This is a genomic window from Streptomyces sp. NPDC005898, from assembly GCF_040629635.1.
Classification (GTDB): Bacteria; Actinomycetota; Actinomycetes; order Streptomycetales; family Streptomycetaceae; genus Streptomyces.
On sequence record NZ_JBEXWC010000047.1, the window covers coordinates 1 to 22,398 of the forward strand.

The 22,398-nt window shown below is 70.0% G+C and carries 4 protein-coding genes; all 4 read left to right on the forward strand.

Translation table 11 applies throughout. The features are described 5' to 3' along the window. The first annotated feature begins 46 nt into the window (after nucleotides 1-46). On the forward strand, nucleotides 47-4,003 hold the full coding sequence (locus ABZ385_RS32815; RefSeq protein WP_358914151.1) for an SDR family NAD(P)-dependent oxidoreductase: 3,957 nt from the start codon (nucleotides 47-49) through the stop codon (nucleotides 4,001-4,003). Nucleotides 4,004-4,052: 49 nt separating this feature from the next. Then, nucleotides 4,053-14,318, forward strand: a complete 10,266-nt coding sequence (locus ABZ385_RS32820) for a type I polyketide synthase (protein ID WP_358914152.1) — start codon at nucleotides 4,053-4,055, stop codon at nucleotides 14,316-14,318. Nucleotides 14,319-14,379: 61 nt separating this feature from the next. After that, nucleotides 14,380-19,284: a type I polyketide synthase gene (locus tag ABZ385_RS32825; RefSeq protein WP_358914153.1), complete on the forward strand. Its 4,905-nt coding sequence runs from the start codon at nucleotides 14,380-14,382 to the stop codon at nucleotides 19,282-19,284. 24 nt (nucleotides 19,285-19,308) lie between these two features. Further along, on the forward strand, nucleotides 19,309-22,398 hold a 3,090-nt coding region (locus tag ABZ385_RS32830; RefSeq protein ID WP_358914154.1), incomplete at its 3' end, for a beta-ketoacyl synthase N-terminal-like domain-containing protein.

Below are 22,398 nucleotides of genomic sequence, written 5' to 3' on the forward strand. Positions count from 1 at the left end.
GTCGGCCGATGTGGACGCGGTGGAGGCGCACGGTACGGGTACGACGTTGGGCGATCCGATCGAGGCGCAGGCGTTGTTGGCGACGTACGGTCAGGACCGGCCGGAGGACCGGCCGCTGTGGCTGGGGTCGCTGAAGTCGAACATCGGCCACACCCAGGCCGCCGCGGGTGTCGCCGGCGTGATCAAGATGGTGCTCGCCATGCGGCACGGTGAGCTTCCGCAGACCCTGCACGTCGATGAGCCGTCGACGAAGGTGGACTGGTCGGCGGGCGCGGTCAAGTTGTTGACCGAGCAGCGGGAGTGGCCGGAGAGTGACCGTCCGCGCCGCGCCGGTGTCTCCTCGTTCGGTGTGAGCGGTACGAACGCGCACGTCATCTTGGAGCAGGCCCCTGAGGTGGTCGAGCTTCAGCGGACCGAGGAGCCGGGTGCGGCTCCCGCGGTGGTGCCATGGGTGGTCTCGGGTCGTGGCGCGCAGGCGCTGCGCGAGCAGGCGGGCCGGCTGCTGTCACACGTCCGGAGCGACAGCCGTCTGTCGCCGGTCGATGTCGGCTGGTCGCTGGTGTCCGCGCGGTCGGAGTTCGAGCACCGGGCCGTCGTGGTCGGCGGGGACCTGGACGCACTGGTGTCCGGAGTCGGCGCCCTGGCGCGGGGTGAGTCGGTGCCGGGCGTCGTGACGGGGCCGGCCGAGGGCGTGACACGGACGGCTGACCGTGTGGTGTTCGTTTTCCCGGGTCAGGGTTCGCAGTGGGCGGGTATGGGTGCCCGTCTGCTCGATGCTTCTCCGGTGTTCGCGGAGGTGATGAACGAGTGTGCGGTGGCGCTCGCGCCGTATGTGGACTGGTCGTTGCTGGATGTGGTGCGGCAGGTGGATGGTGCCCCTTCGTTGGAGCGGGTGGATGTGGTCCAGCCGGTGTCGTTTGCGGTGATGGTGTCGCTGGCCGCGTTGTGGCGTTCGTACGGTGTTGAGCCGGCTGCGGTGGTGGGGCATTCGCAGGGTGAGATCGCGGCCGCGTATGTGGCGGGTGCGTTGTCGTTGCGGGATGCGGTGAGGGTGGTGGCGCTGCGGTCGCAGGCGATTGCCGGTGGGTTGGCGGGGCGTGGCGGGATGATGTCGGTGGCGTTGCCGTTGGCGGAGGTGGAGTCTCGGCTTGAGGCGTTCGGCGGCCGGGTCGAGGTCGCGGCGGTGAACGGGCCGGCGTCGGTGGTGGTTGCCGGTGAGGTCGAGGCGCTTGATGAGTTGCTGGCCCAGTGCCAGGCTCAGGGGGTCCGGGCGCGCAAGGTTCCGGTGGATTACGCGTCGCACACTTCGCACGTCGAGCGCATCGAGGGCGAGCTGGCAGGGCTGCTGGCGGGGATCGAGCCGGCGTCGGCCCAGGTCCCGCTCTACTCCACGGTGGACCGGGACTGGCTCGGAGACACGCTTGTCGACGCGGACTACTGGTACCGCAACCTGCGCCAAACCGTGCACTTCGAGTCGGCCGTCAGGGAGCTCGTGGCCCAGGGCTACGGGGCGTTCGTCGAGGTCAGCTCGCATCCCGTGCTCACCATGAGCATTCAGGAGGCCCTGGAGGGGGAGCACGGTGCGGCCCCGGTGGTCACCGGCACCCTGCGGCGCGACGAGGGCGGTCTCGACCGTTTCCTCACCTCACTCGCCGAGGCCTACGTCCAGGGTGTGACTGTGGACTGGGGTGCGGCCTTCGCCGGCGCGGGCGCGTCCCACGTCGATCTGCCCACGTATGCCTTCCAGCGCAAGCGCTACTGGCTGGACGTCACCCCCCTGCCCGCGGGCAGCGGCTCCCAGGGGCGCGCGGAGAGCCTGGACGGGAGCTTCTGGGCGGCAGTCGAGCGCGGCGATGTGGAGTCCCTGGCGACGACGCTCGCGGTCGAAGGCACCGAGGAGCAGTCCTCGCTGAACTCCCTGCTGCCCGCACTCTCCTCCTGGCACCGGCAGCGCCGTACGCAGTCGACGCTCGACGCCTGGCGCTACCGGGTCACCTGGAAGCCGCTGGCCGCCGAGCGGACCTCGGCGGCGCTCGACGGTACGTGGCTGCTGGCCATCCCGGCGGGACACGCGGACACCGACTGGGTGGCCGCCGCGTCCCGGGCGCTCACCGAGCGCGGAGCCAAGGTCGCCCGCGTCACATGGGACGCGGCCGAAGACGACCGCGTCCAGCTGGCCGAGCGGCTGCGCCAGGTTCTCGCGTCCACCACCGCCGACGGCGACGAGGTCGGCGGCGTGCTGTCGCTGCTCGGGTTCGACGAGACCCCGCACCCGGCACACGCGGTCCCCCGCGGCGTGGCAGGCACGCTGCTGTTGGTGCAGGCACTGGGTGACGCGGGGCTCGACGCGCCGCTGTGGCTGGCAACGCGGAACGCGGTGGCCACGCAGCGTGGGGACGAGGCAACCATCAGCGCGGCGCAGGCGCAGCTGTGGGGCTTCGGCCGGGTCGTCGGGCTGGAACACCCGGAGCGCTGGGGCGGTTTGATCGACCTTCCGGAGTTGAGCGTTCCGGCTGCCGCGGAGCGACTCGGCGAGGTCCTCGCGGGAGCTCCGACACACTCCGAGGACCAACTCGCGGTACGGGCATCGGGGTTGTTCGTACGCCGCCTGGTGCACGACCCGCGTGGTGATATTCGTCCTGTACGGGACTGGAAGCCGCAGGGTACGGTCTTGATCACAGGTGGCACCGGTGCGCTCGGGGGGCAAGTCGCCCGTTGGCTCGCGCATCGGGGTGCGGAACACCTCGTACTGACCAGCCGCCGCGGCGCACAGACACCGGGCGCCGCTGAGCTGGAGACAGAACTGACGGGGGTCGGTGTGCGTGTGACGGTGGCCGCATGCGACGTCGCGGATCGTGCCGCGGTCGCAGCGCTGCTGGACGGGCTGAGGGCTGAAGGGTCGCCCGTACGGTCGGTGGTGCATGCCGCCGGCGTGGTGCGGTCCGCGCGTATCGACGAGACCGACGTGGCCGCGTTCGCGGACGCCGCGGAGGCGAAGGTCGCGGGTGCCATCAACCTGGACGAACTGCTGGCGCGGGACGAGCTCGACGCGTTCGTGCTCTTCTCCTCGAACGCGGGCGTCTGGGGCAGCGGAGGCCAGGGCGCGTACGCCGCGGCCAACGCCCACTTGGACGCGCTCGCACTGCGCCGCCGCGCCCGTGGCCAGGCCGCGACCGCCGTGGCCTGGGGCGCTTGGGCGGGCGGCGGCATGGCCACCGACCGCGAGGCGGAGGAGCAGCTGCGGCGACGCGGCGTGCTCGCCATGGACCCGGAGCTCGCCATCGCGGCGCTCCAGCAGACGCTGGACCACGGCGAGGCCAACTCGGTGGTCGCGGACGTGGACTGGGCGCGCTTCGTGCCGGGCTTCACGGCGGCGCGGCGACGGCCGCTGCTCGACGAACTGCCCGAGGTCCAGGACTTCCTGCGGGCCGACAGCAGCGACGCCGAGCAGGCGGACGGCGGGTCCTCCTCGTCGCTCGCCCAGCGGCTCGCCGAGGTGACGGAGCCCGAGCGCGATCGCATGCTGCTGGACCTGGTGCGCTCCCACGCGGCGGCCGTACTGGGTCATGTGGAGCACGAGTCGGTCGGCGCGAGCCAGGCGTTCAAGGAGCTCGGCTTCGACTCCCTGACCGCCGTCGAACTCCGCAACCGGCTGCAGTCCGCCACCGGCCTGCGACTGCCCGCCGCGCTGGTCTTCGACTACCCGACACCCACGGACCTCTCCGAGTACCTGCGCGCACAACTGGTCGGTTCCGAAGCGGCCTCCGGAGAGACCGCGCTGGCGGAACTCGACAAGTTGGAAGCGGCGATATCCGCTTCCGCGACGCTCTCGGAAAAGGAAGAGCTCCGCTCCGAGGTCACCACCCGACTCCAGATCCTGCTGTCGAAGTTGAGCGAGATGCAGGGCGAATCGAACGACGCGCCGGATACGCGAGACCAGCTCGTGTCGGCATCGGACGACGATCTGTTCGAATTCATCAATCAAGAGTTCGGCAAGTCCTGAGCGACTTGTAACAGCGTCCGGCGAATCATCGAAACAGGCAAAGGCTGAAATGGCGAACGAAGAAAAGCTCCGCGAATACCTCAAGTGGGTTACGGCTGACCTGCACGAGACGCGCAAGCGTCTTCAGGAGCGGGAAGCGGGAGAGCGGGAGCCAATCGCGATCGTCGCCATGAGCTGCCGGTACCCGGGTGGTGTGGGAAGTCCGGAGGACCTGTGGAAACTGCTGTCCAGCGGCGGTGACGCGGTCTCCGGATTTCCCGAGGGCCGGGGCTGGAACTTCGACGAGCTGTACGGGTCGGACCCCGACGCGGCGGGCACCAGCTACGCGCACGAAGGCGGATTCGTCCACGACGCCGACCGGTTCGACCCGGCCTTCTTCGGGATATCGCCGCGCGAGGCCCTGGCCATGGACCCGCAGCAGCGGCTGTTGCTCGAAACGACGTGGGAGGTGGTCGAGCGCGCCGGAATCAACCCCATCTCACTCAAGGGCACCAAGGCCGGTGTCTTCGTCGGCGGCACGCCCTCCGGCTACGGCTCCGCACTCGGCACTCTCCCCGAGGACGTCCAGGGCCACATGCTGACCGGCAGCTCCGGCGCCGTACTCTCCGGACGGCTCTCCTATTTCCTGGGCCTCGAAGGCCCGGCCGTGACGGTCGACACGGCGTGCTCGTCCTCTCTGGTCGCGCTGCACCAGGCCGTCCAGGCGCTCCGACAGGGCGAGTGCTCCCTCGCCCTCGCCGGTGGCGTCACGGTCATGTCCACCCCGACGGCGTTCGAGGAGTTCAGCCGCCAGCGGGGGCTCGCGGCGGATGGCCGCTGCAAGTCGTTCGCGGACGGCGCGGACGGTACGGGCTGGGGCGAGGGCGCGGGCATGCTGCTCCTCGAGCGGCTGTCCGATGCCCGCAAGAACGGCCACGCGGTGCTCGCGGTCGTGCGGGGCTCCGCCGTGAACCAGGACGGCGCGTCGAATGGCCTGACAGCGCCGAATGGTCCGTCGCAGCAGCGGGTGATCCGCCAGGCGCTCGTGAGCGCACGGCTGACGGCCGCCGATGTGGACGCGGTGGAGGCGCACGGCACGGGCACGACACTCGGTGACCCGATCGAGGCCGACGCGCTCCTTGCCACATACGGCAAGGAGCGGCCGGAGGGGCGACCGTTGTGGCTGGGTTCGCTGAAGTCCAACATCGGCCATACCCAAGCGGCTTCCGGCGTCGCCGGTGTGATCAAGATGGTGCTCGCCATGCGGCACGGCGTGCTGCCCCGCACGCTGCACGTGGATGAGCCGACGCGGAAGGTGGACTGGTCGGACGGCACCGTCCGGCTGCTCGCCGAGCAGCAGCCGTGGCCCGAAACGGGGCAGGCGCGCCGAGCGGGTGTGTCGGCGTTCGGTGTGAGCGGTACGAACGCGCACGTCATCCTGGAGCAGGCGCCGGTGATGGCCGAGGAGCCGGCGGAGGCGTCGGTGGTGCCTGCGGTGGTGCCGTGGGTGGTGTCGGGGCGTGGTGCCCAGGCGTTGCGGGGTCAGGCGGGGCGTTTGGTGTCTCGTGTGGAGCGTGATGGTGGGTTGTCGCCGGTGGATGTGGGGTGGTCTCTGGCGTCGGGGCGTTCTGCTTTCGAGCACCGTGCGGTGGTGGTCGGTGACGGTCGGGATGCTCTGCTGTCCGGGTTGGGTGCGTTGGCGCGGGGTGAGGATGCGCCGGGCGTGGTGAGGGGGCCGGATGAGGGTGTGGGTTCTGGTCGGTTGGCGGTGTTGTTCTCGGGTCAGGGCAGTCAGCGGGTCGGAATGGGCCGTGAGTTGTATGGCCAGTACCCGGTGTTCGCGGATGTGTTTGACCGGGTGTGTGGGCTGCTGGACCAGGAGTTGGCCGGGCATGTGGGGCGGTCGGTTCGTGAGGTGGTGTTCGGGGATGCGGATCTGCTGGGGCAGACGGTGTTCACGCAGGGCGGCCTGTTTGCGGTCGAGGTGGCTCTGTTCCGGCTGGTCGAATCCTGGGGCGTGACACCGGAGTTTGTGGGTGGGCATTCGATCGGTGAGGTTGCGGCGGCTCATGTGTCCGGGGTGTTCTCGTTGGAGGATGCGGTTCGGCTGGTGGCGGCTCGTGGCCGGTTGATGCAGGCGTTGCCCGCGGGCGGGGCGATGATCGCTGTGCAGGCCACCGAAGATGAAGTCACGCCTTTGCTCGCCGAGTACGGGGACCGGATCGGCATCGCGGCGATCAACGGGCCGACCTCCGTGGTCGTCTCCGGCGACGAGGATGCCGCCCTCGCCCTCGCGGAGACGCTGCGCGGCCAGGGCCGTAAGACCAAGCGCCTTGACGTCTCGCACGCGTTCCACTCGCCGCGCATGGCCCCGATGTTGGTCGACTTCCTTGCGGTTGCCGAGTCCCTGACCTACGCGGCGCCGCGCATCCCCGTGGTCTCGAACGTGACCGGGAAGCTGGCCACGAACGATGAGCTGGGCTCGGCCGAGTACTGGGTCCGCCATGTCCGTCAGGCTGTGCGCTTCGCGGATGGCGTGACTGCCCTTGCCGAGCAGGGCATCTCGACGTTCCTCGAAATGGGCCCCGATGGCGTGCTGAGCGCCATGGGTGCCGACATCATCGATGAGGGCCTTTTCGTTCCGGTACTGCGGGCAGAGCGACCTGAGGCGCAGAGCCTGTTGTCGGGCTTGGCGCAGGTCTGGGTGCAGGGCGTGGCTGTGGACTGGGCCGGGGTGTTCGCCGGTACGGGTGCGTCGCGGGTGGATCTGCCGACGTATGCGTTCCAGCGTCAGCGGTTCTGGTTGGAGGCTCCGGCGTCGGCTGGGGTGTCGGTCGATGAGGTGGAGGCGCGGTTCTGGGAGGCGGTGGAGCGGGAGGATTTGGAGTCGCTTGCTTCGACGCTTGATGTGTCTGGTGATGAGTCGTTGAGTGCGGTGTTGCCGGCGTTGTCGTTGTGGCGGCGGCAGCGGCAGGAGTGGTCTCGGCTGGATGGCTGGCGTTATCGCATCGGTTGGAAGCCGGTGCCGGTTGAGCCGTCGGCGGTGCTGTCGGGGACATGGCTGGTGGCGGTTCCCGCGGGTGTGGCCGATGACCCGTGGATCGAGGAGACGGCGCGCGGGCTGGAGAGCCGGGGCGCCGAGGTAGTGCGCCTGATGGTGGAGCCTGCCACAGACCGGACACGGCTCGCACAGTCCATATCCGAGGCAGTCACGGACCGGGCCTCTGCGCGTGGTGTTCTGTCGCTGGTAGCGCTGGACGAGGCGGTGCGTGACGGTGTCCCTGGGGGTCTTGCGGGTTCGTTGGTGTTGGTGCAGGCGTTGGGTGACGCTGGGGTGGAGGCACCGCTGTGGGCGGTGACGCGTGGTGCGGTTTCGGTGGGTGGGTCTGAGTCGTTGGTGAGTGCGGTGCAGGCGCAGGTGTGGGGGTTTGGCCGGGTGGTGGGTCTGGAGCATCCGGAGCGTTGGGGTGGTCTGGTGGATCTGCCCGAGACGCTGGATGAGCGGGTGGTGGACCGGCTGGCGGGCGTGTTGGCCGGTGCCGGTGGGGAAGATCAGGTTGCGGTCCGCTCGGCCGGTGTCTTCGGCCGTCGTCTGTTGCGGGCTGGTGGCCGCAGTGCCGGCCAGGAGTGGCGGACCAGTGGCACGGCCCTGATCACCGGTGGCACGGGCGCACTGGGCGGGCATGTCGCCCGCTGGCTGGCCCGTAACGGTGCCGAACACCTCGTACTGACCAGCCGCCGTGGCCTGGACGCCCCCGGCGCTTGTGACCTGGTCGGTGAGCTGGAAGCGCTGGGGGCGAAGGTCACCGTTGCCGCTTGTGATGTGGCCGACCGGGCCGCACTCGGGCAGGTGCTGGCCTCGATTCCCACCGCGTATCCGTTGACGACGGTGATCCACGCCGCCGGTGTGCTGGACGACGGTGTCATCGAGTCCCTGACCCCCGAGCGGTTCGCGGGCGTCCTGCGCGCCAAGGCCGACGCCGCGCTCAACCTGCACGAACTCACGAAGGACCTTGACCTCTCCGCGTTCGTCGTCTTCTCGTCCTTCACCGGTGCCGTGGGCAACCCGGGACAGGGCAACTTCGCCGCCGCCAACGCCTTCCTCGACGCGCTCGTGCAGCAGCGTCGGGCGTCCGGTCTGCCGGGCACGTCCGTAGCGTGGGGCCCTTGGGCCGAGGCCGGAATCGCCGCCGAGAAGGCGGGCGAGGAGCGTCGGCAGCGTGGTGGGATGGTCGCGCTGGCGCCCTCCGACGCGGTGACGGCCCTCGGTCAGCTGCTGGGCCGCGACGACGGCTGTGCCGTGATCGCTGACGTGGACTGGGAGCGGTTCGCCCCCACCTTCACCACCGTCCGGCCCGCCCCGCTGATCGGCGAGGTCCCGGAGGCCCGCCGCGTACTGGACGCGGCCGGCGCCGCGACCGCGGAGTCCGAGGCCGCCTCCGGCCTGCGGGGGCAACTCGCCGGACTCTCCCCCGCAGACCAGGACAAGAAGCTGCTCGACCTGGTCCGCGGCCAGGTCGCGGCGGTGCTCGGCTACCCGAACATGGAGGCCGTGGCGGGGAGCCGGGCCTTCCAGGAACAGGGCTTCGACTCGCTGATCGCGGTCGAACTCCGCAACCGCCTCCAGGCCGCCACCGAGCTGACCCTGCCCGCCACGCTGGTCTTCGACTACCCCACCCCCGCCGCGCTCGCTCAGTACCTGCGTTCGGAGGTCGTGGGCGACGCGGAGGACGAGGCGGCCGACTTCTCGTCCGTGGCGGGGGCCGCCGAGGACGACCCCATCGTCATCGTGGCCATGAGCTGCCGCTTCCCCGGGGGAGTCGACAGCCCGGAACGGCTCTGGGACCTGGTGGCCTCGGGCACCGACGCGATCTCGGACTTCCCGGCCAACCGCGGCTGGGATCTCGATGGCCTGTACGACCCGGACCTTCAGCGGCCCGGTACCTCGTACGTGCGGGAGGGCGGCTTCCTGCACGACGCCGCCGAGTTCGACCCCGGGTTCTTCGGGATCTCGCCGCGTGAGGCCCTGGTCATGGACCCGCAGCAGCGGCTGCTGCTGGAGACCGTATGGGAGGTCTTCGAACGCGCGGACATCGACCCCACGTCGGTCCGCGGCAGCCGGACGGGTGTCTTCGCCGGGACCAACGGCCAGGATTACACGCTGCTCCTGACCGAGGCCATGGAAGCCGCCGAAGGGTATCTGGCCACGGCGGCCACGGCGAGCGTGATGTCCGGGCGTCTGTCCTACACCTTCGGCCTCGAAGGCCCCGCGGTCACGGTCGACACGGCCTGTTCGTCTTCGTTGGTGGCGCTGCACCTCGCCGTGCAGGCGCTGCGGCAGGGCGAATGCTCGCTCGCGCTCGCCGGTGGCGTGGTGGTGATGTCGACACCGGCCGCGTTCGTGGAGTTCAGCCGCCAGGGCGCCCTGTCGCCCGACGGCCGCTGCAAGTCCTTCGCGGCGGCAGCCGATGGCGCCGGCTGGGGTGAGGGCGCGTCGATGCTGCTCCTTGAGCGGCTGTCGGATGCCCGCCGTAACGGTCATCCGGTGTTGGCGGTGGTGCGTGGTTCTGCGGTGAACCAGGACGGTGCCTCGAATGGTCTGACGGCGCCGAATGGTCCGGCTCAGCAGCGGGTGATCCGCCAGGCGCTCGCGAACGCGCGGCTGACGGCCGCCGAGGTCGATGCGGTGGAGGCGCACGGTACGGGGACGACACTGGGCGACCCGATCGAGGCGCAGGCACTGCTCGCCACGTACGGTCAGGATCGCCCCGAGGGCCGGCCGCTGCTGCTGGGCTCGCTGAAGTCCAACATCGGCCACACCCAAGCGGCTTCCGGCGTCGCAGGCGTGATCAAGATGGTGCTCGCCATGCGGCACGGGGCCCTGCCCCGGACCCTGCACGTGGACCAGCCGTCACCGAAGGTGGACTGGTCGGCCGGCGCGGTCGAGCTGCTGACCGAGCAGCGGGCCTGGCCGGAGAGCGACCGTCCGCGCCGCGCCGGTGTCTCCTCGTTCGGGGTGAGCGGGACGAACGCGCACGTCATCTTGGAGCAGGCCCCCGAGGTGGCCGAGCCGCAGCGGGCCGAGGAGCCGGGTGCGGCTCCCGCGGCAGTGCCGTGGGTGGTCTCGGGCCGTGGCGCGCAGGCGCTGCGCGAGCAGGCGGAGCGGCTGCTGGCGCATGTCGAGGCGCGTGGCGAGTTGTCGCCGGTGGATGTGGGGTGGTCGCTGGTATCCGGGCGCGCGGAGTTGGAACACCGTGCGGTGGTGGTCGGTGAGAGCCAGGACGCGCTGGTGTCCGGGCTCCGCGCGGTGGCGCAGGGCGCCGCGGGCGTGGTCGAGACGCCTGCCTCCGGCCTGGGGCCCGCGGGCGGCAGGCCCGTGTTCGTCTTCCCGGGTCAGGGTTCGCAGTGGGCGGGTATGGCGGTCGAGCTGCTGGACAGCGCGCCGGTGTTCGCCGACCGGTTCGCTGAGTGTGGGCGGGCGCTGGGGGAGTTTGTCGACTGGGATCTTGAGTCGGTGGTGCGGCAGGTGGATGGTGCCCCTTCGTTGGAGCGGGTGGATGTGGTCCAGCCGGTGTCGTTCGCGGTGATGGTGTCGCTGGCCGCGTTGTGGCGTTCGTACGGTGTTGAGCCTGCGGCGGTGGTGGGGCATTCGCAGGGTGAGATCGCGGCCGCGTATGTGGCGGGTGGGTTGTCGCTGCGGGATGCGGTGAAGGTGGTGGCGCTGCGGTCGCAGGCGATTGCCGGTGGGTTGGCGGGGCTTGGCGGGATGATGTCGGTGGCGTTGCCGTTGGTGGAGGTGGAGTCTCGGCTTGCGGCGTTTGGTGGCCGGGTCGAGGTCGCGGCGGTGAATGGTCCGGCGTCGGTGGTGGTTGCCGGTGAGGTCGAGGCGCTTGATGAGTTGCTGGCCCAGTGCCAGGCTCAGGGGGTCCGGGCGCGCAAGGTTCCGGTGGATTACGCGTCGCACACTTCGCACGTCGAGCGCATCGAGGGCGAGCTGGCAGGGCTGCTGGCGGGGATCGAGCCGGCGTCGGCCCAGGTTCCGCTCTATTCCACGGTGACGGGTGAAGTCATCGACACCGCTGGAATGGATGGCGCGTACTGGTACCGCAACCTGCGGCACACGGTTCGTTTCGAGGAGACCATCGGCACTGTCCTGGAGGCAGGTGACGCGGTCTTCATCGAGGTGTCCGCGCACCCGGTGCTGGTTGTCGGCATGCAGGAGACCGCCGAGGCGCGCGGCGCGGACGGCACAGTGGCGCTCGGCTCGCTGCGGCGTGACGAAGGCGGTCTCGACCGCTTCCTCACCTCACTCGCCGAGGCCTACGTCCAGGGAGTGGTCGTCGATTGGGCACAGGCCTTCGAGGAGGCTCGGCCTTCGCGGGTGGACCTGCCCACCTACGCCTTCCAGCGCAAGCGCTATTGGTTGGACACCGCCGGCGCCACGGCCGGCGCGGCCTCGGGCCTCGGGATCAGCTCCGCGGAGCACCCGTTGCTCAGCGCCGCCGTGGAGCTGCCGGACTCCGAAGGTGTCGTGTTCACAGGCTTGTTGTCGCTGCGTACGCACCCCTGGCTCGCCGATCACGCGGTGGGCGGCACCGTGCTGCTGCCCGGCACCGCGTTCGTGGAACTGGCCATCCGCGCGGGCGACGAGGTCGGCTGCGACGTGGTCGAGGAACTGACGCTCCAGGCCCCGCTGATCCTTCCCGAGCGCGGCGGCATCCAGCTGCGGCTCACGGTCGCCGAACCGGACGAGACCGGGCGTCGCACCCTGAGCGTCTACTCGCGACGCGACGAGGAGGCCGCCGGCGAGCCCTGGACGTGCCACGCCACCGGAGTGCTGGCGGTCGGCGCCCCCACCGCCTCGTGGAACCTGGCGGCGTGGCCCCCCGCGGGCGCGACCGCCGTGGCCACCGAGGGGCTGTACGACGCGCTGACCGAGGTCGGGCACGGCTACGGGCCGTTCTTCCAGGGACTGCGCGCGGCCTGGCGGCGTGGTGAGGAGATCTTCGCCGAGGTCGTGCTCCACGAGGACCACCAGTCCGACGCTGCCCGCTTCGGTGTCCACCCGGCCCTGCTCGACTCGGCGCTCCACGCCGTCGGGCTCGGCATCGTCGACTCCCCGACGGCAGGCGGCGACGGAGCCGAAGCGCCCAGGGCGCGGCTGCCGTTCGCCTGGCGCGGGGTGTCCCTGTACGCCGCGGGCGCCGCGCTGCTACGGGTGTCCCTGACGCCCGCCGGCACGGACGCGATGACCGTGGCGGTCGCCGACGGCACTGGCGCCCCGGTGGCCAAGGCCGAGTCCCTCGTGCTGCGCCCGGTCGACCCGCAGCAGCTCGGCGGCGCCCAAGGCGGTCAGCACGAATCGCTCTTCCACATCGAGTGGATCAACCGGCCGGTGTCCGGAGACGCCTTCGCCCCCGGCACCGACCGGTGGGCCCTCGTGGGCGACGACCGCCTCGGCCTGGCGGCCGCGCTGAGCGGCACACGCGTCTCGGCCAAGCCGTACGAGGACCTGGCCTCGCTCGGCGACAGCCTCGCGGAGGGCGAGCCCGGTCCAGCGGTGGTCCTGCTCAGCTGCGCGCCTCGGGTCGACGCCACCCCGGGTGCCACGGCTGACGCCGCGCGCGACACGGTGCACCAGGCCCTCACCCTGGCGCAGGAGTGGCTGGCCGCCGACGAGCGGCTCGCCGAGTCGCGGCTGGTCGTCGTGACACGGGGCGCGGTGTCCACGGGCACGGGCGAGGACGTACAGGATCTCGCGGCGGCCCCGGTGTGGGGTCTGCTGCGCTCGGCGGAGTCGGAGAACCCCGGCCGCTTCGTCCTCCTGGACACCGACGACTCGCAGCCGTCATGGCAGGCCCTGCCCGCGGCGGTGACGTGGGCGGTAGCCCAGGACGAGTCGCAGGTGGCGCTGCGCGCGGGCGAGGTACGGGTGCCGCGACTGGCGCGGGTCCCGATCCCGGCCCGGACCGATGAGGCGCGCACGGATACCGGAGCCGGCGCGTTCGGCTCAGGCACGGTACTGATCACGGGTGCGACCGGGACGCTGGGCGGCGTGTTCGCCAAGCACCTGGTCGCCGAGCACGGCGTGCGCCGACTGCTGCTGGTGAGCAGGAGCGGACCCGCCGCCCAGGGGGCCGACGAGCTGGTGGCACAGCTCGCCGAGCTCGGGGCGGAGGCCACGGTGGCGGCGTGCGACGTGGCCGACCGCGCGGCGCTGGCCGAACTCCTCGCCTCCGTACCGGCGCAGCACCCGCTGACCGGCGTCGTGCACACCGCCGGTGTGCTCCACGACGGAGTGATCTCCTCGCTGACCCCGGAACGCGTCGACCAGGTGCTGCGCCCCAAGATCGACGCGCTGGTTCACCTCCACGAGCTGACGCGCGACCTGGACCTCTCGGCGTTCGTCTTCTTCTCCTCGGCCGCCGCCACCTTCGGCAGCCCCGGGCAGGGAAACTACGCCGCGGCGAACGTGTTCGGCGACGCCCTCGCACACCACCGCAGGGCTCAGGGCCTGCCCGCCGTCTCGCTCGGCTGGGGCTTTTGGGCGCAGAGCAGCGGCATGACCGGCGACCTGACCGACGCCGACATCCAGCGCATGGCGCGCGGCGGCATGACCCCGCTGCGCACCGAGAAGGGCCTGGAACTCTTCGACACGGCCCAGGGCATCGACGAGGCACTGCTGCTGCCCATGCAACTCGAAGCCGCCGCGCTGCGGCGCCCGGTCACCGCCGACGCCATCCCCGTGATGATGCGCGGTCTGATCCGCGTACCCGCGCGGCGCACGGCGGAAGCGGGATCGGCGGCCGATGACTCCCTGCTCAAGCAGCGGCTCGCGGGCCTCTCCGACGCCGAACGGGAACGCGCACTGCTGGATCTGGTGCGCGCGCAGGCCGCGGCCGTGCTCGGATTCGCCACACACGACGCGGTGGAGCCCGGACGGGGCTTCCTCGAGGTCGGATTCGACTCGCTGACCGCGGTCGAGCTCCGCAACCGCCTGAACGCCGCCACCGGGCTGCGGCTGCCCGCGACCCTGGTCTTCGACTACCCGACGCCCACCGCGCTCGCCGGACTGCTGCGCACCGAGATCCGTCTGGACGGAGTCGAGACCGGGACCTCGCTGGTCGAGGAATTCGACCGGCTGGAGTCGGTGCTCTCCGCCGTCGCCGCCGACGACGACAAGCGAGTCGAAGTCATGGTCCGTATGAAGGCCCTCCTGGCGAAGCTGGGCGACACCGAGGGAACGACGAGCGACCTCGATGAAGACGGCGATTTCGACGAGGCGACAGATGAAGAGCTGTTCAGCGCTCTCGAGAACGAGCTGAGGAAGTCCTGAACCACATGAGCGTGACCGTGCACACCGCCGTATTCGCCGTTACCGTGAGGAGCTGATCCCGATGGCCAGCGAGGAGAAGCTTCGCACCTATCTCAAATTGGCGACCACCGACCTCCGCCAGACCCGTCGGCGGCTGGAGGAAATGGAAGCCAAGGAGTCCGAGCCCATCGCGATCGTGGGCATGGGCTGCCGCTATCCGGGAGGCGTGGGCTCGCCCGAGGAACTCTGGGACCTGGTGGCCGCCGGCACCGACGCCGTCTCCGACTTTCCGATGGACCGCGGCTGGGACGTCGAGAACCTCTACGACCCGGACCCGGACCGGCAGGGCAAGAGCTATGTGCGGGAGGGCGGCTTCCTGTACGACGCCGCCGAGTTCGACCCCGGGTTCTTCGGGATCTCGCCGCGCGAGGCGCTCGCGATGGATCCGCAGCAACGCCTGCTGCTGGAGACCGCGTGGGAGGCGTTCGAACACGCGGGCATCGCCCCATCCTCCGTACGGGGTTCAAAGGCGGGCGTTTTCGCCGGCGTGATGTACAGCGACTACGTGTCCCGGCTGAAGGTCGCCCCAGAAGGTTTCGAGGGCTACTTGGGCAACGGCAGCGCGGGCAGCGTCGCCTCGGGCCGCATCGCCTACACCCTGGGTCTCGAGGGCCCGGCGGTGACGGTCGACACGGCGTGCTCGTCCTCGCTGGTGGCGCTGCACCTGGCGGCGCACGCCCTGCGCCGCGGAGAGTGCGCCCTCGCGCTGGCCGGTGGTGTCACGGTGATGTCGTCCCCGATGGCGTTCGTGGAGTTCAGTCGCCAGCGTGGCCTTGCCGCGGACGGCCGCTGCAAGTCCTTCTCCGACACGGCCGACGGCGCCGGCTGGGCCGAGGGCGCGGGCATGTTGCTGCTCGAGCGGCTCTCGGACGCCCGCCGCCATGGGCACCCGGTGCTCGCGGTCATCCGGGGCAGCGCGGTCAACCAGGACGGCGCGAGCAGCGGCCTGACCGCACCGAACGGCCCGGCCCAGCAGCGGGTGATCCGCCAGGCGTTGGTCAGTGCTGGTCTGTCGTCGGCCGAGGTAGATGCGGTGGAGGCGCACGGTACGGGGACGACGCTCGGTGACCCGATCGAGGCGCAGGCGTTGTTGGCGACGTACGGTCAGGACCGGCCGGAGGAACGGCCGTTGTGGCTGGGTTCGTTGAAGTCGAACATTGGCCACACCCAGGCCGCTGCGGGTGTCGCCGGTGTGATCAAGATGGTGCTTGCCATGCGGCACGGCGAGCTTCCGCGCACCCTGCATGTGGACGAGCCGTCGCGGCAGGTGGACTGGTCGGCGGGTGCGGTTGAGCTGCTGACCGAGCAGCGGGCCTGGCCGGAGAGCGACCGACCGCGGCGGGCGGGTGTGTCGTCGTTCGGCGTGAGCGGTACGAACGCGCACGTGATCGTTGAGGAAGCGCCCGCGCTGGAGGCGGCGACGACGGAGTCTGATGAGCCTGCGGGGCCGGCGGTGGCGCTTCCGGTGGTGCCGTGGGTGGTGTCGGGGCGTGGCGCGCAGGCGCTTCGGGGTCAGGCGGCCCGGTTGTTGTCGCGGGTTGAGGGTGATGCTGGGTTGTCGCCGGTGGATGTGGGCTGGTCTCTGGCGTCCGCGCGTTCTGCTTTCGAGCACCGTGCTGTGGTGGTCGGTGACGGCAGGGATGCCCTGCGGGTTGGGTTGGGTGCGTTGGCGCGGGGTGAGTCTTCTCCTGGCGTTGTCGTTGGTCAGGGTGTGGGTTCTGGTCGGTTGGCGGTGTTGTTCTCGGGTCAGGGCAGTCAGCGGGTGGGGATGGGCCGTGAGTTGTATGGCCAGTTCCCGGTGTTCGCGGACGTGTTTGACCGGGTGTGTGGGCTGTTGGACCTGGAGTTGGCCGGGCATGTGGAGTGCTCGGTTCGTGAGGTGGTGTTCGGGGATGCGGGTCTGCTGGGTCAGACGGTGTTCACGCAGGCCGGCTTGTTCGCGGTTGAGGTGGCTCTGTTCCGGCTGGTCGAATCCTGGGGTGTTGCAACCGACTTTGTGGGTGGGCATTCGATCGGTGAGGTTGCGGCGGCTCATGTGTCCGGGGTGTTCTCGTTGGAGGACGCGGTCCGGCTGGTGGCGGCTCGTGGCCGGTTGATGCAGGCACTGCCCACCGGCGGGGCGATGATCGCCCTCCAGGCCACCGAAGATGAAGTCACGCCTCTGCTCGCCGAGTACGGGGACCGGATCGGCATCGCGGCGATCAACGGGCCGACTGCTGTGGTCGTCTCCGGCGACGAGGACGCCGCTCTCGCCCTCGCGGAGACGCTGCGCGGTCAGGGGCGTAAGACGAAGCGCCTTGACGTCTCGCACGCGTTCCACTCACCGCGCATGGCCCCGATGTTGGACGACTTCCGTGCGGTTGCCGAGTCCCTGACCTATGACGCGCCCCGCATCCCGGTCGTCTCCAACGTGACCGGCAAGCTGGCCACGTCCGACGATCTGGGCACGGCCGAGTACTGGGTCCGCCACGTCAGGGAAGCAGTCCGCTTCGCGGATGGCGTGACCGCCCTTGCCGAACAGGGCATCTCGACGTTCCTGGAACTGGGCCCCGATGGCGTGTTGAGCGCGATGGGCGCGGAGTCCGTGAGTGGTGGGGTGTTCGCCCCCGTTCTGCGGTCCGGTCGGCCCGAAGTCGAGAGCCTGTTGTCGGGCTTGGCGCAGGTCTGGGTGCAGGGCGTGGCTGTGGATTGGGCCGGGGTGTTCGCCGGTACGGGTGCGTCGCGGGTGGATTTGCCGACGTATGCGTTCCAGCGTGAGCGGTTCTGGTTGGAGGCTCCGGCGTCGGCTGGGGTGTCGGTCGATGAGGTGGAGGCGCGGTTCTGGGAGGCGGTGGAGCGGGAGGATGTGGAGTCGCTTGCTTCGACGCTTGATGTGTCTGGTGATGAGTCGTTGAGTGCGGTGTTGCCGGCGTTGTCGTTGTGGCGGCGGCAGCGGCAGGTGCGGTCTCGGTTGGATGGCTGGCGTTATCGCATCGGTTGGAAGCCGGTGCCGGTTGAGCCGTCGGCGGTGCTGTCGGGGACATGGCTGTTGGCGGTCCCTGCGGGTGTGGCCGATGACCCGTGGATCGAGGAGACGGCGCGCGGGCTGGAGAGCCGGGGCGCCGAGGTAGTGCGCCTGATGGTGGAGCCTGCCGCAGACCGGACGCGGCTCGCGCAGTCCATATCCGAGGCGGCGGCCGGCGCTTCTGTGGGTGGTGTGTTGTCGCTGGTGGCGTTGGACGAGGCGGTGCGTGACGGTGTCCCTGGGGGTCTTGCGGGCTTGTTGGTGTTGGTGCAGGCGTTGGGTGATGTGGGGGTGGAGGCGCCGTTGTGGGTGGTGACGCGTGGTGCGGTTGCGGTGGGTGGGTCTGAGGCGTTGGTGAGTGCGGTGCAGGCCCAGGTGTGGGGGCTTGGCCGGGTGGTGGCTCTGGAGCACCCGGAGCGTTGGGGCGGTCTGGTGGATCTTCCCGAGACGCTCGACGACCGTGTTGCGGACCGGCTGGCGGGCGTGTTGGCCGGTGCCGGTGGGGAAGATCAGGTTGCGGTCCGCTCGGCCGGTGTCTTCGGCCGTCGTCTGTTGCGGGCTGGTGGCCGCAGTGCCGGTCAGGAGTGGCGGACCAGTGGCACGGCCCTGATCACCGGTGGTACCGGCGCGCTGGGCGGGCATGTCGCCCGCTGGCTGGTGTCGCGTGGTGCCGAGCACTTGGTGTTGACCAGTCGCCGTGGCCTGGATGCACCGGGTGCGGTGGATCTCGAGGCTGAGTTGCTGGGGCTTGGGGTGAGGGTGACGATCGCCGCGTGCGATGTCTCTGACCGGGCGGCGGTGGCGGAGCTGTTGGCTTCGGTGCCTGCGGAGTATCCGTTGACGACGGTGATCCACGCGGCCGGTGTGCTGGATGACGGAGTCATCGAGTCCCTGACCCCTGAGCGGTTCGCGGGCGTGCTGCGTGCGAAGGCGGACGCGGCGCTGCATCTGCACGAGTTGACCAAGGACCTCGACCTCTCCGCCTTCGTGCTGTTCTCATCTCTTGCCGGGGCTGTTGGTGGAGCGGGTCAGGGCAACTACGCGGCTGCGAACGCGTTCCTCGACGCGTTGGTGGAGCAGAGGCGTGCGCTCGGTCTGCCGGGCACGTCCGTGGCCTGGGGACCCTGGGCCAATGGCGGCATGGCCGTGGACGGTGTGGGCGAAGTACGGATGCAGCGCGGCGGACTCGCGTCGATGGCTCCGGACGACGCGATCGCCGTGTTGGGCGGGGTGCTCGACCGTAACGACGGCGGTGTCGCGGTGGCGGACGTGGACTGGGAACGTTTCGCGCCGGCGTTCACGGCAGTCCGTTCAGCCCCGCTGATCAGCGACATTCCCGAGGTCCGCAAGGCCCTGGAAGCGGCAGTCCGCGACACGCCGGGCATGGAGGCGGACACCGCCGCCGCGTTCCGCGAGAAGCTGGCCGACCTCAGCCCGGCCGAACGGGACAGGGCGCTGCTCGAACTGGTACGTACGCAGGTCGCCGTAGTGCTGGGGCATGCCGGCACTGACACGGTTGTTGCCGATCGGGCGTTCAAGGAGCTCGGCTTCGACTCACTGACCGCCGTTGAGCTCCGCAACCGCCTCCAGGCGGCCACCAGCCTGACCCTGCCCGCCACGCTGGTCTTCGACTACCCCACCCCCACGGCCCTCGTGGACGCCCTTCGGGACCAACTCTTCCCCGCCGGAAGCGACGAGGCCGCATTGCAGCCTCAGGAGATCCGCATTCGGGAAGCATTGGCGTCGATACCCCTGGCCAAGCTTCGGGACGCAGGATTGATGGAAGTCTTGCTGCAATTGGCCGATTTCCACGAAGAGGTTGGCGTGGCGGTGGACGAAGGCAATGAGGAGACCATCGACTCCATCGATTCCATGGACGCTGAAAGCCTGCTTCGCATGGCGTTTGACAGTACTGATTCCTGAAGTGCCTGACATGTGGAGCTGGCGATGAACACGTCTCCTGAGAAGATTCTCGAAGCGCTGCGTACGTCTCTCAAGGAGAACGAACGGCTGCGGCAACAGAACCGGCAGATCGCGGCGGCTGCGCGGGAGCCGATCGCGATCGTCGGAATGAGCTGTCGTTTCCCGGGGGGAGTGAGTTCACCGGAGCAGTTCTGGGAGCTGCTTGTCTCGGGGGCCGACGCGGTTTCGGAATTTCCGATGGACCGGGGTTGGGACGTGGAGGGCCTCTACGACCCGGACCGGGAGCGCCCGGGAACCTCGTACGTGAGAGAAGGCGGTTTTCTCTACGAGGCTGCCGGGTTCGACCCGGCGTTCTTCGGGATCTCGCCGCGCGAGGCCCTCGCGATGGATCCGCAGCAACGCCTGCTGCTGGAGACCGCATGGGAGGCGTTCGAGAACGCGGGCATCGACCCGGCTTCACTGAAGGGCAGCCGCACCGGTGTCTTCGCCGGTACGAACGGCCAGGACTACGCTGCCCTTTTCCAGCACGCGCCCGAGGGGCTTGAGGGGTACTTGGGCACGGGCAGCGCGGCCAGTGTCGTGTCTGGACGGCTCTCCTACTTTCTTGGCCTGGAGGGCCCCGCGGTCACGGTTGACACGGCGTGCTCGGCTTCGCTGGTGACCCTGCACCTGGCCGCTCAGGCACTGCGGCAGGGCGAGTGCTCGCTCGCGCTCGCGGGCGGTGTCACCGTCATGTCCACCCCCGTGGCCTTCGTGGAGTTCAGCCGTCAGCGGGGGCTTGCGACGGACGGCCGCTGCAAGGCATTCGCGAATGCTGCGGACGGTACGGGGTGGGGTGAGGGCGCGGGCATGCTGTTGCTTGAGCGGTTGTCGGATGCCCGCCGTAACGGTCACCCGGTGTTGGCGGTGGTGCGTGGTTCTGCGGTGAACCAGGACGGTGCGTCGAATGGGTTGACGGCGCCGAATGGTCCGTCGCAGCAGCGGGTGATCCGTCAGGCGCTCGCGAACGCGCGGCTGACGGCCGCCGACGTGGACGCGGTGGAGGCGCACGGTACGGGGACGACGCTCGGTGACCCGATCGAGGCGCAGGCACTGCTCGCCACGTACGGTCAGGACCGGCCGGAGGACCGGCCGCTGTGGCTGGGCTCGCTGAAGTCCAACATCGGCCACACCCAGGCTGCCGCGGGTGTCGCCGGTGTGATCAAGATGGTGCTTGCCATGCGGCACGGCGAGCTTCCGCGCACCCTGCATGTGGACGAGCCGTCGCGGCAGGTGGACTGGTCGGCGGGTGCGGTTGAGCTGCTGACCGAGCAGCGGGCCTGGCCGGAGAGTGACCGGCCGCGGCGGGCGGGTGTGTCGTCGTTCGGGGTGAGCGGGACGAACGCGCACGTGATCATCGAGCAGGCACCTGAGGTCGAGTCGGAGTGGGAGTCGGCGGGGCCGACGGTGACCCTTCCGGTGGTGCCGTGGGTGATGTCGGGCCGTGGCGCGCAGGCGCTGCGAGAGCAGGCGGCCCGGCTGTTGTCGCGTGTGGAGCGTGATGGTGGGGTGTCGCCGGTGGACGTGGGGTGGTCGTTGGCGTCGGGGCGGTCGGCGTTTGAGCACCGTGCTGTGGTGCTCGGTGATGGTGTTGGTTTGCGGGTTGGGTTGGGTGCGTTGGCGCGGGGTGAGTCTTCTCCTGGTGTCGTTGTCGGTCAGGGTGTGGGTTCGGGTCGGTTGGCGGTGTTGTTCTCGGGCCAGGGCAGTCAGCGGGTCGGAATGGGCCGCGAGCTGTATGGCCAGTACCCGGTGTTCGCGAAAGCGTTTGACCAGGTCTGCGGGCTGCTGGACCAGGAGCTGGCCGGGCATGTGGAGCGCTCGGTTCGTGAGGTGGTGTTCGGGGATGCAGATCTGCTGGGTCAGACGGTGTTCACGCAGGCCGGCCTGTTCGCGGTCGAGGTGGCACTGTTCCGGCTGGTCGAATCCTGGGGCGTGACCCCGGAGTTCGTGGGTGGGCATTCCATCGGTGAGATTGCGGCGGCTCATGTGGCCGGGGTGTTCTCGTTGGAGGACGCGGTCCGGCTGGTGGCGGCTCGGGGCCGGTTGATGCAGGCACTGCCCGCAGGCGGGGCGATGATCGCCCTCCAGGCCACCGAAGACGAAGTCACGCCTTTGCTCGCCGAGTACGGGGACCGGATCGGCATCGCGGCGATCAACGGGCCCAGTTCGGTGGTCGTCTCCGGCGACGAGGATGCCGCTCTCGCTGTTGCAGAGGTGCTGCGCGGTCAGGGGCGTAAGACCAAGCGCCTTGACGTCTCGCACGCGTTCCACTCACCGCGCATGGACGCGATGTTGGACGACTTCCGTGCGGTTGCCGAAAGCCTGGCCTACGCGGCGCCGGGCATCCCCGTGGTCTCGAACGTGACGGGTGCGCTGGCCACGAACGACGAGCTGGGTTCGGCCGAGTACTGGGTGCGCCACGTCAGGGAAGCAGTCCGCTTCGCGGATGGCGTGACCGCCCTCGCTGGGCAGGGCATCTCGACGTTCCTCGAACTGGGCCCCGATGGCGTGTTGAGCGCTATGGGTGCGGAGTCCGTGAGCGGTGGAATGTTCGCACCCGTGCTGCGCTCCGGTCGGCCCGAAGCCGAGACGCTGCTGTCCGGCCTGGCGCAGGCGTGGGTGCAGGGCGTGGCTGTGGATTGGGCCGAGGTGTTCGCCGGTACGGGCGCCTCGCGGGTGGATTTGCCGACGTATGCCTTCCAGCGTGAGCGGTTCTGGCTTGATGCGCCGGCGTCGGCTGGGGTGTCGGTCGATGAGGTGGAGGCGCGGTTCTGGGAGGCGGTGGAGCGGGAGGATGTGGAGTCGCTTGTTTCGACGCTTGATGTTTCGGGTGATGAGTCGTTGAGTGCGGTGTTGCCGGCGTTGTCGTTGTGGCGGCGGCAGCGGCAGGAGTGGTCTCGGTTGGATGGCTGGCGTTATCGCATCGGTTGGAAGCCGGTGCCGGTTGAGCCGTCGGCGGTGCTGTCGGGGGTATGGCTGTTGGCGGTTCCTGCGGGTGTGGCCGATGACCCGTGGATCGAGGAGACGGTGCGCGGGCTGGAGAGCCGGGGCGCCGAGATTCGACGTCTGGTCGTG